We start from the raw sequence: 17,090 nt of genomic DNA on the forward strand, positions 1-17,090 counted from the left end.
CGAGTCGATGCAGACCGAAGAGGCGTTGGCGGCGCTGCAGGGCTGGAACGATTTTTCGCAGCTGGCGCCAGAGCAGCTCGCCGACGTCGGGCAGCGAATCATGAATCTGGGCGATACCGAGCGCGCCGAACGCGTCGTCGCTCAACTCGCCGCCAGTGAACTCGATGTCCAAGCCATGCTCACGTTGTCGCAGATCATGGAGCGCACCAACCGCTTGCCGGAAGCGCAACAGCTGCTCGAACGCATCTCGAAGCACCCGCGTGCTGGCACGTTGGGCCGTGATTTGTTGGTGACTCAAGCGCAAGTCGCGCAGCGAGTCGGCGATCATGAACGCGCGTGCCAGTTGTTTCAGCAGTCGTTACAAGGCGTCACTCAGTTTCATGACCGGCATTTTTCGTTGTTTCCTTTGGCCAAGTCGCTGGACGCCTTGAAACGTTACGACGAAGCATTCGCGGCGCTGGCGGAGGCGCATGCCTCGCAGGTCGAACACTTGAAATTGACCGCGCCGCTGGCGGTGACGCGTGGCATGCCGACCTGGGAAATCACCAAGTGGAGTTGCGATCCGGCGGATGTCGCGCAATGGGACAACAGCGACGCGCCGTCGCTCGAGCAAAGTCCCGTGTTCGTCGTGGCGTTCCCGCGTTCGGGCACGACGCTGCTGGAACAAACGCTCGACGCGCATCCGCAGCTGAAGTCGATGGATGAACAACCCATCGTGCAAGCCGCGCTGGACGACATCGTTGCGGCCGGAGTGCGTTATCCCGAGGAACTGGCCAAGCTGACCCGGCAGCAGCTGACGACGATTCGTCAGCGTTATTTCGAGCGGGCGTCTCAGCGGATCAAGTTGTCGCCCGGTCAGCGTATCGTCGATAAGAATCCGCTCAACATGCTGCGGCTACCAGTGATCAAACGGCTGTTTCCGAACGCGCCCATCATCCTGGCCGTGCGACATCCGTGTGACGTGGTGTTGAGTTGCTTCATGCAACACTTCCGCGCGCCGCATTTCGTCATGTTGTGTTCGGACCTGCAGACCTTGACGGACGGGTATGTCCGCTCGTTCGATTTCTGGTATCGGCAGTCGGCACTGTTGGCGCCGAATGTCCTGGAGCTGCGCTACGAGAGTTTCGTGGCCGACTTCGAACGCGGCGTGCGCGAGATGGCGGAGTTCCTGCGGCTACCTTGGCATGATGGGATGCTGGCGCCGGCCGAGCATGCGCGCGCCAAGGGTTTCATCAGCACGCCGAGTTATTCTCAAGTGGTGCAGCCGGTGAATCAGAAGGCGGTGGGCCGCTGGCGTGCGTACGAGCGGCACCTCGCGCCCATCATCCCTCGACTGCAGAACTATTTGCAGCGTTGGGATTACTCGGATCGATGAACAGCAGATACGTGGACAAAATGTACTTGTCCCCGGTCAGCGGCGGCAGACCTTCGTGCTGGTACATCCAGTACGGAGGAAACATCAGCAAGCGGCCGGCGCGCGCCGAGACGGTGACGTCCAGCTGCGGGAAGCGCGTCTCGCCGCCCAGCTCGACATCGTTCAGATACCACAGCAGCACCAGGTAACGATTGGCCACATGGTTGATGGAATCCCAATGCAGCTGAAACTGCTCCCGGTGCCCGGGGCGGTAGCGCTTGAGCGTCAGGTTGGCCAGCTGCGGCGAGTTGGGAATCGGAATGGCCAGTTCGATGTCGCGGTTGTAGCGCTCCAGCGCCCGGTCGATGATCCGGCGGAACATGCCCATGAACGCCGGATCGGACAGCCGGGACACGTTCAGCTCGGTCCAGGCCGAGTCCTCCAAACCTCTACGGATACCGCGGCCGTTGCGCAGCTGGAAGCGCTCCAGGCCGGCGAACGAGCCGATCATCTGCTGGCACAGGTTGGCGTCCAGGTCCTGATCGTAAGTGCGGATGTAGCGGCGCAGGTCTGCGTGGCTCATAGGCAGCTATAGTAGCGCGGAATGAATTCACCCGACGTGCAAACCCTGTTGCAACAAGGCCGCCTCGACGAGGCTGAGCAGGCCGCGCGCCATGCCTTGCAGAGACAGCCGGGCGACATAGAGTCGCTCAATGCCCTGGGCTTGATCGCCCTGCGCCGTGGCCAATTGGAACGCGCGCATCAGCTGCTCGAGTCGTCCATCGCCTCCGATCCGAACTACGCCCAGACCCGGCATTACCTCGGTCGGGTTTACGACGCGGCTGGCAATTTAGACGGAGCGGTCGCTGCGCACGGGGCTGCGCTCAAGTTGGCACCAGGCATGTTCATCATTCGCTTGCACTATGCGGCTGCGCTGGAGCGCGCCGGGCAGAAGGAGCAGGCAGCGGTTCAGTATTTTCGCGCCAGTGGCGATGCCCAGGCACAGGGCCGTTGGACCAGCCCGGAGACCACTGCGCCGGCCTTGCGCCCCATGGTCGAACATGCGGTGCGCATGGTGAAGGAGACGCGCAAGGCGACGTTCGCCCACTTGATCGAACCGTTGCGACAGCAGTTCGGCGCCGCTTCGATGCAGCGGGTCGAACAGAGTTTGCGCATCTACTTCCGTGAAGAGCCGCCGGTGTACCCGGATCCGCGTCAGCAGCCGACGTTTCTATATTTGCCCGGCCTGCCGCCGGCTCCGTATCTGCCGCGGTCGTTGTTCCCCTGGATCGAAGCGCTGGAAGCGCAGACCGATGCCATTCGCCAGGAGCTATTGCAACTGTTGCCGAGCGCTGCGGGTCGTGAGCGAGTGTTCACGACGGAGGCCATCGAACAACAAAACCTGCGCGGACTGCAGTCACCGCCGAGCTGGAACGGCTATTACTTTTATCGACACGCTCAGCGTCGTGCCGACAACTGCGCGGTCTGTCCGGCGACTGCGAAAGCTCTCGACCTGCTGCCGTTGTCTCATGTGCGCGATCATGGGCCGGAAGTGCTGTTCTCGGTGTTCACCGCCGGCACGCATTTGCTGCCGCATCGTGGCGTGACCAATACGCGCTTGGTCGGTCATCTACCTTTGCTGGTGCCGCCGGATTGCGCGTTGAAGGTCGGCGACGAAGTGCATGAATGGCAGGAAGGTCGCGCGGTGATCTTCGACGACACCTACGAGCACGAAGCGTGGAATCGCAGTGACCGCACGCGGGTCGTGCTGATCTTCGATATCTGGAATCCCTATCTCACCGAAGCCGAACGCGCGGCCATCGAGCTGCTGGTGCCGGCGATGGGCGATTTCCGGAAGGCGGCGGAGACGGCGTAGTCATGCGTTTGCCCAAACCATTTTATCGTTTGCCATTGCGCTTCGATGTCGAGCGGCTGCGTGCCGAAGCGGCGGCGCTGCCTGCTCAAGCTTGGGCGCGGCATCCCAACGACATCAAAGGCAACAGCGCGGCTCGTTTGATCAGCGTCGACGGTGGCGAAAACGACGAAGTGAACGGGCGCATGCAGCCGACGGCTCATCTGCAGCAGTCGCCGTACATCCAGCAGATTCTGGCGGGCTTCGGTGTGGTGTGGAGCCGGTCGCGTCTGCTACGTCTGGCGCCGGGCGCAACCGTGCCTGAGCATGCAGACATCAACTATCACTGGTTCACGCGGGTTCGTCTGCATATTCCCATCGTGACTCGCCCGGAAGTGCGCTTCTTCTGTGGCGATCAAGCCGTACACATGGCGGCCGGTGAAGCGTGGGTGTTCGATAACTGGCGCTCGCATCGAGTCGAGAACTTCACACCCGACGAGCGCATCCACTTGGTCGCCGACACTTCAGGCAGTGCCGCGTTCTGGCAGTTGGTGGCACAAAGTGACAATCCCGCCGCACAAGTGCGTCAGGTGCCTTTCAGCGCCGAACGCCAGCCGGTGCCGATGACTGAGCGCACTAAGCTTGCGACTGTAATGACGCCGGCGGAAGTGGATTTCCTGATTCTGGACCTGCGGGCGGAATTGGTGGCGAAAGACGACGCTGCCGACGGTCGAGCGCGTCTGCATCGCTATCACGGCCTGCTCGAAGGCCTGTGCAAGGACTGGCGGCAGTTGTATGCACTGTATGGCGATGAGTCCGATGGTTGGTCCGAATTCATTCGGTTGCGCGACGGGGTTCGTAACGCGTCCCGCGATCTGTCCGATGGCTTGGTGATGCGCACGAATCGAGTGAGCGTGCATGCCGTGCTGGAAGGCCGGTTGCTGCGTGCGATGTTGTCGCTGCCCGCGCAAACCAATATCACGTCTCCGCCTGTGCAGCCGACGCGCACACGCGAGGCGAAAATCGACAAGCCAATATTCATCGTGGCCGCGCCGCGCTCCGGTAGCACGCTGTTGTTTGAAACATTGGCGGCCAGTTCGCAGCTATGCACCGTCGGTGGCGAAGCGCATTGGCTGGTGGAAGGCATCGAAGGCTTGCGACCGGGCGCGCCCGGCATCGATTCGAATCGACTCACGGCCGAGCACGCGACGCCGCCGATTGCCGCCGACATTCGCGAACAGATTCTGACGCATCTGAAAGACCACAAAGGTCAGGGGCTGAGTGAGCCTGGCCTGCGACGCTTCCTGGAAAAGACCCCCAAGAACGCATTGCGTATTCCGTTCTTCAAACAAATTTTCCCGGATGCGCAGTTCGTGTTCCTGTGGCGCGATCCACGAGAGAACATCAGCAGCATCATGGAAGCCTGGCGCTCCGGCCAATGGCGGACCTATCCCAAGCTGGAGGGTTTCGAGGGACCGTGGTCGTTGTTATTGCCGCCGGGCTGGCGAGCCATGAATCGGCGTCCGTTAGCTGAGGTGGCCGCCTGGCAATGGCAGCAGACCAACGCGCAAGTGGTCGATGACTTACAAACATTGAGCCCGGAGCGCTGGACCGCCGTCGAATATGCCGACCTGGTCCGTGACCCGGCGGCCACGATCGGTAAAGTGTGCGAGTTTCTGGGTTTACCGGTAGATTCAGAACTGGCTGGACGCTTGGCCACGCCGTTGCCGCCGTCGCGGTATACATTGACCGCACCCGCTGCGGACAAGTGGCGCGCGAATGAGGCTGAGATTGCTACGGTGTTACCGAGCGTTCAGGCAACCTGGAATAGATTGCGGTCCTTGGGTCAAGCAGGGAGTGGGTCATGAAGTTTCGTCAGGTTTGGTTGTTGGGACTCGCGCTGTGCGCGACCGGCCAGGTTTTCGCACAGGAACCGGCATCGGCTGAACCGGCGCCCGCTGCGCCTCAAGCAGCCACACCCGCGCCACCGCCGGCTAATGCCAAGACAGTGAATACGCAACCCATCGCAACTCCTGCGCCGACACCGCCGGCGGCTGAGAAATCGCCCATCGAAGGCGAGCTCGATGCCGAAAAGATCATGGCCGCGCAAAAGGCTGGCTATGTCATCAAGAACGAAAATGGCCAGACGCTGTTGTGTCGCAAGGATTTGCAGACGGGTTCACGCTTGCGTCACAAGACGTCGTGTCTGACGGCGCGGGAATGGGAGCAACTGCAGGCTGAGAACCAGATGCAGCTCAAGTCGCTCGAACGCCGGCCGCGCATGAACAATAAATAATGGTTCAAGCGAACGTATAGCCGTGACGTTCGATCACCACGGCATCGCGTTCGCTGACCAATTGCGCCAGCTCCGCATCGTAGAGCTGGCGATGCGGCTGATGGTCTGAAGTATTCACCGCCGGCGCTGCGTTCATGTAATCGCGCAGCTCTGCGGTCATCGGCTCACCCACCGACTCCAACAATTGCGGTACTTCGACCCGCAACTGTTCCATGCGCGCCAGTTTCACGGCTGTGACATCCGGCCCGTACAGATACCGATATAGAAACGAATAGAAGCCCAAGCCGCTGCCGCGAATCGGCGCCAGCGCCGCGGCCGGCAGGTTCAGGCCTTGGTTGATGTAACTGGCTGGAAGTGCCGCGAGCACTCGGTCGAGCAGCTCATCGTCGCGCCCGAGATTCAACATGTTGCGAACCGTGCCGTTGAAGTCGAGCGTGTTGCCGGCGCTGAGCGTTAGAAACAGCGCATTCGGCTGCGGGCGGGTGCGCTGAAAGCTGTACCACGAAACGTAATAGCTCCACGGATTACGCACCGAGCCGAGCAGTGGCAACGAGGCGAACTGCGCCGGAATCAGGGAGCGCGGCAAGTGATAGCCGAGCTGACGAGCGTCGGCGACGAAGCGCACCAACCCGATGTTGACGAACGTGCCACCCGACTTGTGCAGGTGGAGAAAGACGAAGCGCGGAGTGACGATCATCCCGTGGCGTGCGCGGCGAAATGCTGCTCGACTGCCGGGATGCTCCGGCCCAGATCCCGGTCGCCTGCGGCCATGAGTTCCAACAACGCCGGCGTCGCCAGGAAATCGCAGATCATGTGAGTGCGCGACCGCTCCGGATCCGCGTTCCACACGGCGTGTGGCGAGCTGTTGTTCAACACCCAGACTTCGCCCGGCTTCATCAAATAGGTGAGTGGGCCGGCGATCATCCACGCCTGGTCGTGCGACTCGATGGGGAAATGCAGCCGCAGAGTTTTCGAGAAGTAGGGCGCGCGATCGATGTGCGGATCGATAGTGGCGCCGGCCGGCAGTCGCGCTAGCAAACATCGCTGCGCCGGGGCCGGGATCAGTTGCTCTATGATTTCGCGCGCATAGGGCAGTAGCGCCAACGCTTCCCGATCTTCGATGGGCAGTGCTCCCTGGGCCGGAGCATAACCGCGAAGAAACAAAGCTTCGGCCACCCGGTGCACACCAACGCGGCCGCCTTGCGAGCCCCATAGTGAATCCGGCAAAGCCTCGATCTGCGTGACCAGGCGCTGCGCATCGATCTGCAATGGCAGGCGCAGACAGCCGCCTACCAAAGCGATCTTGTCGAGCACCGGCTGGCCGGGAAGATCGAGCATGGTCGTCTCAGTGTGGTCTCAGTGGGCCGTCTCAGTGGGTGGGCTCAGTTGCCCTTGGGCGGCAGATATTCGCCGGCTCGGATGGCTTCCCGGAATGATTCCCGAGCATTGCCGGTGCGGGCCAGCCACTCATCCTCGGTCAGACAGACCTTCTTGTTTTTCAGGCGCGTGTTGGTGACGGTTTCCTGCTTGCACAGCAGTTTCTTGCCGTCGGCGGTGTTGATGGGTTGGCCGGACTCGACCGAATAATTGATCAGCCGCTGGGCGCGTTGCTGGTCCGTTTCCTGCGCTGACTGGGTCGCCGCCACCGGCTTGTTTTGCGGCGAGGCGCAGCCGACCAGTACCCATAGACCAGTGACGATACAGCTCGATAAACCGATCGATGGGCGCATGGCACTTCCTTGCGGCGTCGTTAACGTGGGGCCGTCGAAAACGCAGGATGAATCACCTGGGCACCGGGCGCGATCTTCAGGCGTGCCGCCGCGCCGGCGGGCAATTCGATCACTCCTTGAACTATACCCTTGGACTCGATGGTCTTCAGCGACAGCGGCTCGGTGTGGGCCACGATGTTGACCACTTTGCCGTCGGCGGCGACGAACAGCATGTCCAGCGGCACGTAGGTGTTCTTCATCCACATCGCCACCGACTGCGACTGCGGATAAATGAACAACATGGCGTCCTCGGCGCCGAGCTGACGGATGAACATCAGGCCGCGGGCCCGGCGCTGGTCGTCATCCGCGATCCACATATTGAAACGATGCAGCCGGGCATCCGGAGTCGCGATCTGCACCGGCTCGCGGCGGAAGCTGCGGTCCAGGTCCTGGGAGGTGAATTCCGGGGCAGCGTTGTTGGCCGTGTCGGCGCCGTGCGCGACCCCGAACGCAGTCGTGCATACAAACAGCGCCAGGGCCAGCAGCCGCGGAACAGTCATTGAGCTCATGGTTACTCGCCGCCTTCTTTATCTTTGCTGTCTTCTGGGGTGTCGTCTGCAGTGTCGAAATCGATCCGGCCGACATAGTCGAAACGTGACAACAGGATGACACCGTCGCCACGCACCGCCCGAGCCGGATGCGTACAAAAGCCGCGCGCGATAATCCGATACGAACGGGTCCGGTGCGGAATCCCGACCAGGGGCTCCTGCCGAACCTGATCCAGGGTGCATTTGTTGTCGCCCTGGGTGCTGTAAAACTCGCCCAGCCCTTCGCGTATGACAGTCACATTTACCGGTAGTGCCTTCGCCGACTGGGCTTCACGCAGTCCGGCGATGCCGAACAACAAGACCAAGCGGCCGCCGTCGGCACCGTCTTTGTGACTGAAACGGACGCGCAGTCCGCCATCCGGCCGCACGGCGCCGGTGCATTCCGTATCGGCATTGCCCCAAACGAGTTCTGCTTGCACCGCGCCGGACAGGCGCGCTTTCAAATAACCCTGTCCGTCCGGCAGGCAGGCCACAGGCGCGGCCTGACTGTTAGCGTTGTCATCGGCGCCCGGTGCTTGCTGTGCATGGACCTTGCAAGACAGTCCCAACGTTAACCCACCGATGACCGTTATTGCGGACAGGCAGCGACGCCAATCCGCAAGGTGCGAGGAGCCGCAGCCATGTCCGAATGCGAGGACGACGTAGTTACTGAACCGTTGCAGCATGCGGGTATGATGACAGGGGTCGGCAAGCGACCCACAATGCCGAAGCCGCGCCTTCCAGGCAAGCGGCGGCGGTCTTCGCCGACACTGCAGTCGGCCAACTTGATGGGCGGCCCGATCGTCGATCGGTCTGCCTTACGAGAAGTGAGAATTCCTGGTATGGACGATAGAGCAGAGCCCGCTCGATCGAAGGAACTTGGCACGCGACGGAGCGGCGAAAATCAGGCCCGCACTCGGCGTTACGTCAGTCGCATCACGCGCAATACTTTGGCAGTCGTCATGGCCGGTGGCCGCGGCGAACGGCTGAAACATCTCACCGACTTCCGCTGTAAACCGGCGACGCCGTTCGGCGGCAAGTTCCGCATCATCGACTTCGTACTGTCGAACTGCGTGAACTCGGGCATCCGCAAAATTTCGGTGATGACCCAATACAAAGCGCATTCGTTGATCCAGCACATCCAGCGCGGCTGGGGTTATCTGCGCGGCGAATTCGGCGAGTTCGTCGAAGTCATCCCGGCGCAGCAACAGATGGGCGATTTCTGGTACCGCGGCACCGCCGACTCGCTGTATCAAAACCTGCAGATCATCAAGCTGCACAATCCCAAGCACATCCTGGTGCTGGCCGGCGACCACATCTACAAGATGGACTACGGCGTGATGCTGGCGTCGCATGTGGCCAAGCGTGCCGACATCACCGTCGGCGTGGTCGAAGTGCCGCGAGAGCAGGCGAGTGCGTTCGGCGTGATGAGCGTCGACCCGGACTATCGAATCACCAAGTTCTCGGAAAAGCCCAAGGATCCCGAAGGCATTCCGGGACGCGAAAGCATGGCGCTCGGCTCCATGGGTATCTATGTGTTCAAGGCTGCCTTGTTGTACCGGCTGCTGGAAGAACAAGCCAATCGGCCCGGCACCTCGCACGACTTCGGTCGCAACATCATCCCGGGCGCGTTGAACTCGCTGAAGGTGTTCGCGTATCCCTTCACCGATAACGAAACGCGCGTTCAACATTACTGGCGCGATGTCGGCACCGTGGATGCGTTCTATGACGCCAACATGGAGATGGTGTACGTCAATCCGGAGCTGAACATTTACGACGAGCAATGGCCGATCTGGACTTATCAGCGCCAGTATCCGCCCGCGAAGTTCGTGCTCGACGAGGAAGGCAGGCGCGGCATGGCGGTGAACTCCATGGTGTCCGGCGGCTGCATCATCTCCGGCGCGCACGTCAATCAATCGCTGTTGTTCTCCAACGTGCGTGTCGAAGAGCGCAGCTACATCGAGCGCTCGGTGATCTTCCCGGACGTGGTGGTCGGTGCCGGCAGCACCATCAAGCGCGCCATCGTCGACACCGGCAGCGTGGTCCCGCCGGGCACCCAGATTGGCGTTAATCGCGAAGAAGACGCCCGCCGCTTTTATATCAGCGAGCAAGGCGTAGCTCTGGTAACGCGAGACATGCTGGCGAAGCTACAGCCGCAGCCCTGAAGGGGGCGGCCAGGATGGGGCGAGGGTCTGCGTCACATAACGTGCCCTCGCTGCTCTGCTATCCTTCCCCAAATCCTCTTGGGGGAAACAGATGAACAAGGTCCTGTCGCGCTTCGCTCTGGTCATCGCTCTGCTGGTTACCGCCAGCAGCTGTAGCTCCCTACGCCCGGATCTGAAGGCGCCGCGCCTGGCTCTGGTCAGCGTCGCCATGACCTCCGCGGACATCTTCAATCAGCAGTTCCTGGTGCGGGTCAACGTCGAGAATCCGAACGACCGCGAGTTACCCATCAAGGGCCTGGACTACAAGCTGTTCCTGGAAGGCGATGGCTTTGCCGAAGGCATGATGAACAAGCCCTTCACGGTGCCCGCCAATGGCGAGACCGACTTCGACATGACGGTGCGGACCAATTTCGTCAGCGGCGTGGGTCGCTTGTTGTCGCGCCTCAACGGCCGCACCCAAGTGAATTATTCGGTGGAAGGCAAGCTGCTCACCGACATCCGCTTCCTGAAGAAGATTCCCTTCTCCGAAACCGGCAGCGCGACCATCGGTGTGCTGAAGTAGTCAGTCCCACTTACCGGTGAGTTCGCGATACAGGCGCACATACTCACCGGTCTGCCGATCCCAGGAAAAGTCCTGCGCCATGCCATTGCGCATCAGCTGGGTCCAGCCGTCCTGATCCTTGAAATAATCCAGCGCGGTGTGAATCGCCCATTGCACCGCCGGCACATCGAAATCGTTGAACACGATGCCGGTGCCCTGGCGCGTGGCGGGATCCCACATCTGCACTGAATCGGCGAGGCCGCCGGTACGGCGCACGATGGGCGCGGTGCCGTACTTCAAGCTGTACATTTGATTCAAGCCGCACGGCTCGTACTGCGACGGCATCAGGAACATGTCGCTCGCCGCCTCGATCAGATGCGACAGCTCCTCGCTATAGCCGCGATGAAACACCACGCGATCGGGGAAGCGCTGCTGCAGGCTGACGAAAAAATTCTCGTAATGCGACTCGCCGCTGCCCAACGCGACCAGGCTCATGTCGCGCGTCTCGAGCGTGTAGGGCAGCGCGTCGAACAAGAGATCGAAGCCTTTCTGCACCGTCATGCGCGACACGATGCCGACCAGCGGCGCGCTGTCGCTCACCGAAAGATTCAGCCAGTCGAGCAACGAACGTTTGGTGGCGCGCTTGCCCGACAGATCGTCCGGCGAGAAGTGATGTTTCAAATAGCGATCAGTGGCTGGATTCCATTCGTTGTAATCCACGCCATTCAAAATGCCGACCACTCCATCGCCGCGTGCGCGTAGCGCTACGTCGAGACCGTGACCGCCGATGGGAGTGCAAATTTCCTGTGCATACGTCGGGCTGACCGTCGTGACTCGATCGGCATGCCGAACGCCTTCGCGCAGCCAGTTGAAGCCGCCGCCGGCCAGCGTTTCGGGCGCCAACAAATGGCTCACCTCGCCGCCGATGTCGTAAGCGCTGCCGGGATGGAAGATGCCTTGATAGCCGATGTTATGAATCGACAACACTGACTTGGTGGCCGCGAACAAGCTGTCCCACGCGTACACGCTCTTGAGCAGCATCGGCATCAGCGCGGTGTGCCAGTCATTACAATGCAAGATGTCGGGCGAGAACTGCATGCGCTGACAAGCATCCAGTGCGGCTCGTTGTAGCACCAAGAAGCGCAGATGCTCATCGCCACCCGAGGTGTACAGCGAAGCGCGATCGTAGACTTCCGGACAGTGCACCAAGTACAGCGGCACCGACGAGTTGGGCAGGCGCGATTCGATGATGGTGTACGTGTAACGATGCGAGCCCAGCGCCAGCGGCACGTTTTGCGCGTTCGCCAGCGGCGGCGCATTGGTCACCGAGCTGTTGCTGATGCTCGAATACAAGGGCATGAAGACGCGCACGTCGTGCCCGGACGCCTGCAAGTGACGCGGCAATACGCCCGCCACGTCGGCAAGCCCGCCAGTCTTGGCGAGCGGGGCGATTTCCGAAGCGACGAAACAGATCTTCAAGGGCATGCGTCAGGACTTGTCGGTGTCGCCGCTGTCCGGCGTGCGACTCTTGGCGCCGGATTTGCCGGTCTTGTTGGTTGGAGGGGGCTCGCTCGGAGCGTCGTCGCGCGGTGCCTCACGTGGCGGCGCGAACGTCGTCAGTAGCGTCTCCTGCATCTTGGCCCACAGCTCCAGATTCTGTCGAGTCAGCTCGGCAATCGGATTGGGCGCGGCACCGGGGCTCGTGCCCATGGTCCGGTTGAGCTGCGCCTGCACCACTTCCTGCTGGCGCATGAACGTCTCGACGCTTTTTTCCAGGTAGCTGCTGAAGTAGCTCTGCATGGAGTTGCCGTAGAACCGAATCATGGATTCCAGCAATGCAGTCGAAAGGATGGGACGGCCGAATTGTTCCTGATCGGCGATCACTTGCAGCAACACCAGGCGCGTAATGTCCTCGTTGCTCTTATCCTCGATCACCTTCACTCGCGTGCCGGCAATCACCATGTTGCGAATGTCGTCGATGGTGATGTGACGACTCTGCGCGGCGTCGTACAGGCGCCGGTTCGCATACTTTTTGATCAGTCGTTCTTCGCTCATGCTCAGCTCGACAGGCGTTCGGCCTACTGTAACCACGCCCATTTGGCGGTGCAACACGGGATGCACCGATGTGACGCGAACCGGCTCGACACTCACTTCGCCACCAGTCGGTGGATAATGCCCGCGCGGTAGCGGACGGGAAGCGGCAATGACCGAGTCGAAAAATGACGGATCCGACTGGATCCAGAGCTGGATCGAGCAGCAGCGCGAACAATTGCGCCGCGCCGGCATGCCGGGCGCCGCGGCCGGTGGCAAGTCGGATGGCGTCTCCGATCAGGTGCGCGACATCGGCATGCGCTGGCTCGAGGCAGGGCAGGCCTATTTGCAAGGTTGGCAACAGTTCGCGCAACGCAGTGCCGGCGGCTCCAGTGCCGGCGAGACACCGCTCAAGTTTGGCGAAGAAATGCTCAATGCCTGGCAAGGCACTTGGGCCGGGGCTGCCTCGGCCGGCGAGGGTGCTTCGCGCCAATTCGCCGATTTGATTTCGCGGCTGCCGGCGTTGGGGCTGGCGCGTGAACAGACCGAAGCCTGGCGCGAACTGCTGGCCGCGCAAGTCGAGTATCAACACCTCGAGCAGGAGCTGCGGACGGTGTGGGCCAAGGTGCAGGCTGACGCGCTCGGCATGCTCGAAACACTGATTCGCGAGCGCAACGCCAAGCTGGGCGGCGCCGCCCCCATGCCGGGCATCGAGGACTATCGCGATCTGTACAACTTGTGGGTGGAGTGCGGCGAAAAGGTTTTCTCGCAGGTCGCGCATAGCGAGTCGTATTGCAAGTTGCAGTCGCAGCTCGGTAATGCCGCCATTCGGTTACGCGCACGCCAGCAGGCGTTGCTGGAACGCGCGTTGAAGCAGTTCGATCTGCCGACCCGCTCCGAGTTGAACACTGTTCATAAGCAGATGCGCGAGCTGCGAGAACGCGTGGCCACACTGGAAGCGCAGTTGGCTGAAGTGCGCGGTCAGGAGCGATCATGACTGAATCCACTCCAGGCTCCGCCGAGCTCGCCGCCGTCACCAGCGATTTCATGCGACGCATGTCGCAAGGACTCGCTGCCTTGGCCAATGCCGGCGCAGTGACCATCGGGTGCTCCGCCAAGGATGCGGTGTTCAGCGAAGACAAAGTCACGTTGTATCGTTACCGGCCTTCTGAAGTGGTGGCGCCGGAAACGCGCGTGAAAACACCGCTGTTGATTTGCTACGCGCTGGTCAACCGGCCGTACATGATGGACTTGCAGACCGACCGTTCATTGATTCGCGGTCTGTTACAGCGCGGTGTCGATGTGTATCTGATCGATTGGGGTTATCCCGACGGCGCCGATCGTTATCTCGCGCTGGAGGACTATGTAGGCCGCTATCTGCCGCACTGTGTGGACTTCGTGCGCCAGGTCAGCGGACAGGAGCGGATCAATCTGCTCGGCGTGTGTCAGGGCGGCTCCATGAGCCTGTGTTATGCGGCGCTGAATCCGCAGCGGTTGCGCAATTTGATCACGATGGTGACGCCGGTGGATTTTCACACGCCGGAAAATTTGCTGACCAAATGGGCCAAGCACGTGGACGTAGATGCGCTGGTCGGCACCGCCGGCAATGTTTCAGGCGATGCGCTCAATGCGTTGTTCGTGAGCTTGATGCCGTTTCGGTTGAACAGTCAGAAGTATGTGGACCTGTTGCATCAACTCAACGAGCCCGACACCAGCAGCGCGGCGCTGGAAAATTTCCTGCGCATGGAAAAATGGATTTTCGACAGTCCCGATCAGGCCGGCGAAATGTTTCGTCAGTTTCTGACCGCCTTCGTGAAACACAACGGCCTGGTCAAGGGCACGGTGCAAGTGGCCGGCCGCAAGGTCGATCTGAAACAGATCACGGTGCCGCTGCTGAACATCTATGCCGCGCAGGATCATCTGGTGCCGCCCTCGGCCAGCAAGCCGCTGCAAGGGCTGACCGGCACTGCCGACTACAGCAGCCACGAGTTTCCGGGCGGCCACATCGGCATTTATGTGAGCGGCACAGCGCAGCGCCAGATCCCGGACAAGATTGCCGGCTGGCTGCGTGAGCGTGACCAAAGTTAGGGTTGTACCGACCCGAAAGGCACATGGATGTACCCGCCGCCGCAGGGGGCGAGCGAGCTGGTAAAAGTCGCGCCTTTTGCCGGCTCGCACGACGGGCGGGACAGGATGTCCCGATCCGTCGTCAGACAAAATATCAGTGGTTGACGTCGATTCAGGCCGCGCGCAATCTGCCGCTCCTCCCGTCCATACGAAAGTAGTTTCGCCATGATCTACGACAACATTCTCGGCACCATCGGCCGCACCCCCATCGTCAAAATCAACCGGCTGGCACCGGCGCACGTCACGCTGTACGCCAAGTGCGAGTTTTTCAACCCGTTGTCCTCGGTCAAGGATCGGCTGGCCATTGCTATCATCGAAGACGCCGAGCGTCGCGGCACCTTGAAGCCCGGGCAGACGGTGGTGGAAGCCACCTCGGGCAACACCGGCATCGCGCTGGCGATGGTGTGCGCGGCCAAGGGTTATCCGTTCGTCGCGGTGATGGTCGAGACGTTCTCCATCGAGCGTCGCAAGATCATGCGCATGCTCGGTGCCAAGGTGATCCTGACGCCGGCCGCCGAGCGCGGCTCGGGCATGGTGCGCAAGGCTAAAGAGCTGGCCGACAAACACGGCTGGTTCCTGGCGCGGCAGTTCGAGAATCAAGCCAATCCCGAATATCACCGCAATACCACGGGTCCCGAGATCCTGAGCGACTTCGCCGGTCGCCGGCTGGATTTCTGGGTGACGGGCTGGGGCACGGGCGGCACGCTCACCGGCGCCGGCGAGATGATCAAGAAGGCGCGTCCCGAAGTGCGCATCGTGGCGACCGAGCCGGCCGCGGCACCGTTGCTGAGCGGCGGCGAGTTCAAGCCTCACAAGATTCAAGGTTGGACGCCGGACTTCGTGCCGGCCGTGCTCAATCGCAGCGTGGCCGATGAGATTCTGCCGGTGACCGACGACGAAGCCATTCAGACGGCGCGGCAACTCGCGGCGAAGGAAGGCATCTTCTGCGGCATTTCCGCCGGCGGCACCATCGCTGCTGCGTTGAAGGTTGCGCAAAAGGCACCGCAAGGCTCGGTCATTCTGGCGATGTTGCCCGACACCGCCGAGCGCTATTTGTCGACCGCGCTGTTCGAAGGCATCCCGGATGCTTCGGACGCCGAGCCGGCCGCTTCAATCTGACATTTCTGTCATATACAGCCTGCGCCGCGGATTCATTTTCTGAGCCGTGGGCGCAGGCTGGCGTTTTGCGATTCTTTGCAACGTTTGCAATGGCCTAAGGCTAATTTCGCATTAGCGTTGCGCAGACAAGCTGCGGCGCAGCTGGGAGAATGCTCTGCTTCTCCAGCTGTTCTGTGGCGGGTTCGTGAATCGAAATAGCATCGTGGTCGTGGCGTTGGCAGCAATGATCGCTGCCGGGGCCTGGTATCACTTCAGCGGCGCCGGCTCCGGCGCCGCCCAAGGTCCTGCCGCTGGTCGGCCCGCCGGCCTGCGTGAAGTGCCGGTCATGATCGCGCACCCCAAGCTCAAGGAATTTGCACAGGAAGTCGAAGCGCTCGGCACCGTGCGCGCCAAAGAGTCCGTCGACATCACTGCGAAAGTTGCCGACCGCGTCGCTGCCATCCATTTCGAGGAAGGCAAGCAGGTCAAGAAAGGCGACGTATTGGTCGAGCTGGACAACGAAGAAGCGCGCGCCGATCTGGCTGCGGCGGAAGCCGCCGAGCGCGATAGTCGCAGTCTGTACAAGCGCAGCCAGGAACTGTTCCAGACCAAGGCATTGTCCGAAGCGCAGCTGGATCAGCTCGAAGCGACCATGCTTGCCAATCAAGCTCGGGTCGCCGCTGCTCGTTCGCGCGTCAACGATCGCGTCATCCGCGCGCCGTTCGGCGGTCGAGTCGGTCTGCGTAATGTGAGTTTGGGCAGCCTGGTGAGTCCCGGTGGCGTGATCACGACGCTGGACGATCTGAGCACCGTGAAGCTGGACTTCGCCGTGCCTGAATTGTTTCTTTCCAGTCTGCAGCCGGGACTGACCGTCGAGGCCCGCAGTAGCGCTTATCCAAACACAGTGTTCAAAGGACGCGTCGATAGCATCGATACCCGCGTCGATCCGACCACTCGTGCCATCGTCGTACGCGCGTTGGCGGACAACAGGGACGCTCGCTTGCGGCCCGGCATGTTCATGACGCTACAGTTGGTGCGTAAAGCCGGCAAGGCGTTGATGCTGCCGGAGAGCGCCATCGTTCCCGAAGACAGCAAGCATTTCGTGTTCGTGGTGGCCGATGGCCGCGCACTCAAGCGTGAGATCGTGATTGGTCGACGTCGTCCTGGCGAGGTGGAGATTCTCGAGGGTGCGACCGAAGCCGACGTGGTGGTGATCGACGGCACGCTCAACTTGCACGATGGCACCGCGGTGGCCGCTCGCAACGACCTCGCTGCTCAGGCCAAGTCATGATTCTTTCCGATATTTCGGTCCGCCGTCCGGTATTCGCGA

At 61.5% G+C, this 17,090-nt stretch carries 18 protein-coding genes; 10 read left to right on the forward strand and 8 right to left on the reverse strand.

Features of this window, described 5'->3' with window-relative positions:
• Positions 1-1,375, forward strand: a 1,375-nt coding sequence (locus JNL55_RS24840) for a tetratricopeptide repeat-containing sulfotransferase family protein (RefSeq protein ID WP_293860618.1), incomplete at its 5' end; no start/stop codon positions are given.
• On the opposite strand, the gene JNL55_RS24845 is transcribed toward JNL55_RS24840, so the two are convergent.
• A complete protein-coding gene (locus JNL55_RS24845; protein WP_293860620.1) occupies positions 1,323-1,937 on the reverse strand; it encodes a 2OG-Fe(II) oxygenase in 615 nt (204 codons plus the stop codon). The two genes, JNL55_RS24840 and JNL55_RS24845, sit on opposite strands and share 53 nt — an antisense overlap.
• Before the next feature lie 21 nt (positions 1,938-1,958).
• Between JNL55_RS24845 and JNL55_RS24850 the strand changes: the two genes are divergently transcribed.
• The 3 genes from JNL55_RS24850 to JNL55_RS24860 are packed head-to-tail and all read left to right on the forward strand — an operon-like array spanning position 1,959 to position 5,502.
• A complete protein-coding gene (locus JNL55_RS24850; RefSeq protein WP_293860622.1) occupies positions 1,959-3,230 on the forward strand; it encodes an aspartyl/asparaginyl beta-hydroxylase domain-containing protein in 1,272 nt (423 codons plus the stop codon).
• 2 nt (positions 3,231-3,232) lie between these two features.
• Entirely contained in the window at positions 3,233-5,074 is a 1,842-nt protein-coding gene (locus tag JNL55_RS24855) for a sulfotransferase (protein WP_293860624.1), read from the forward strand.
• Entirely contained in the window at positions 5,071-5,502 is a 432-nt protein-coding gene (locus JNL55_RS24860; protein WP_293860626.1) for a hypothetical protein, read from the forward strand. Before JNL55_RS24855 ends, JNL55_RS24860 begins: the two co-directional genes overlap by 4 nt.
• A gap of 4 nt (positions 5,503-5,506) precedes the next feature.
• On the opposite strand, the gene JNL55_RS24865 is transcribed toward JNL55_RS24860, so the two are convergent.
• From JNL55_RS24865 to JNL55_RS24885, 5 genes are read right to left on the reverse strand one after another with little or no spacing between them, the layout of a single operon-like run.
• Complete coding sequence (locus JNL55_RS24865; RefSeq protein ID WP_293860628.1) at positions 5,507-6,199, reverse strand: hypothetical protein; 693 nt, start codon at positions 6,197-6,199, stop codon at positions 5,507-5,509.
• Positions 6,196-6,840 (reverse strand): aspartyl/asparaginyl beta-hydroxylase domain-containing protein, encoded by a 645-nt coding sequence (locus JNL55_RS24870; protein ID WP_293860630.1) that lies wholly within the window; start codon positions 6,838-6,840, stop codon positions 6,196-6,198. Before JNL55_RS24870 ends, JNL55_RS24865 begins: the two co-directional genes overlap by 4 nt.
• A gap of 44 nt (positions 6,841-6,884) precedes the next feature.
• Positions 6,885-7,232 carry a hypothetical protein gene (locus tag JNL55_RS24875; protein ID WP_293860632.1) on the reverse strand — a complete coding sequence of 116 codons (348 nt, stop codon included), beginning with the start codon at positions 7,230-7,232 and terminating at the stop codon, positions 6,885-6,887.
• Positions 7,233-7,252: 20 nt separating this feature from the next.
• Positions 7,253-7,780, reverse strand: coding sequence for a DUF192 domain-containing protein (locus JNL55_RS24880; protein ID WP_293860634.1), 528 nt, complete (start codon positions 7,778-7,780; stop codon positions 7,253-7,255).
• Between the two features lie 2 nt (positions 7,781-7,782).
• Positions 7,783-8,367 carry a hypothetical protein gene (locus JNL55_RS24885; RefSeq protein WP_293860636.1) on the reverse strand — a complete coding sequence of 195 codons (585 nt, stop codon included), beginning with the start codon at positions 8,365-8,367 and terminating at the stop codon, positions 7,783-7,785.
• Between the two features lie 273 nt (positions 8,368-8,640).
• Between JNL55_RS24885 and glgC the strand changes: the two genes are divergently transcribed.
• A complete protein-coding gene (gene glgC, locus JNL55_RS24890) occupies positions 8,641-9,963 on the forward strand; it encodes a glucose-1-phosphate adenylyltransferase (RefSeq protein WP_293860638.1) in 1,323 nt (440 codons plus the stop codon).
• A 91-nt stretch (positions 9,964-10,054) separates the two neighbouring features.
• Positions 10,055-10,525 (forward strand): LEA type 2 family protein, encoded by a 471-nt coding sequence (locus JNL55_RS24895; RefSeq protein ID WP_293860640.1) that lies wholly within the window; start codon positions 10,055-10,057, stop codon positions 10,523-10,525.
• Here the strand turns inward: JNL55_RS24895 and JNL55_RS24900 are convergent, their stop codons facing one another.
• Together JNL55_RS24900 and phaR are read right to left on the reverse strand one after the other, a co-directional pair.
• Positions 10,526-11,989: a glycogen synthase gene (locus JNL55_RS24900; RefSeq protein ID WP_293860642.1), complete on the reverse strand. Its 1,464-nt coding sequence runs from the start codon at positions 11,987-11,989 to the stop codon at positions 10,526-10,528.
• A gap of 3 nt (positions 11,990-11,992) precedes the next feature.
• Entirely contained in the window at positions 11,993-12,559 is a 567-nt protein-coding gene (phaR, locus tag JNL55_RS24905) for a polyhydroxyalkanoate synthesis repressor PhaR (RefSeq protein ID WP_293860644.1), read from the reverse strand.
• 148 nt (positions 12,560-12,707) lie between these two features.
• On the opposite strand from phaR, the gene JNL55_RS24910 reads away from it, so the two are divergent.
• From JNL55_RS24910 to JNL55_RS24925, 4 genes are all read left to right on the forward strand, one after another.
• Positions 12,708-13,532: a poly(R)-hydroxyalkanoic acid synthase subunit PhaE gene (locus JNL55_RS24910; RefSeq protein ID WP_293860647.1), complete on the forward strand. Its 825-nt coding sequence runs from the start codon at positions 12,708-12,710 to the stop codon at positions 13,530-13,532.
• Positions 13,529-14,623: a class III poly(R)-hydroxyalkanoic acid synthase subunit PhaC gene (gene phaC / locus JNL55_RS24915; protein WP_293860650.1), complete on the forward strand. Its 1,095-nt coding sequence runs from the start codon at positions 13,529-13,531 to the stop codon at positions 14,621-14,623. Before JNL55_RS24910 ends, phaC begins: the two co-directional genes overlap by 4 nt.
• A 204-nt stretch (positions 14,624-14,827) precedes the next feature.
• Positions 14,828-15,781 (forward strand): cysteine synthase A, encoded by a 954-nt coding sequence (gene cysK / locus JNL55_RS24920; RefSeq protein WP_293860653.1) that lies wholly within the window; start codon positions 14,828-14,830, stop codon positions 15,779-15,781.
• Between the two features lie 184 nt (positions 15,782-15,965).
• Positions 15,966-17,051, forward strand: a complete 1,086-nt coding sequence (locus JNL55_RS24925; protein ID WP_293860656.1) for an efflux RND transporter periplasmic adaptor subunit — start codon at positions 15,966-15,968, stop codon at positions 17,049-17,051.
• Positions 17,052-17,090 lie beyond the last annotated feature (39 nt).

This window comes from Steroidobacter sp., assembly GCF_016790065.1.
In the GTDB taxonomy this organism is placed as follows: Bacteria; Pseudomonadota; Gammaproteobacteria; order Steroidobacterales; family Steroidobacteraceae; genus Steroidobacter.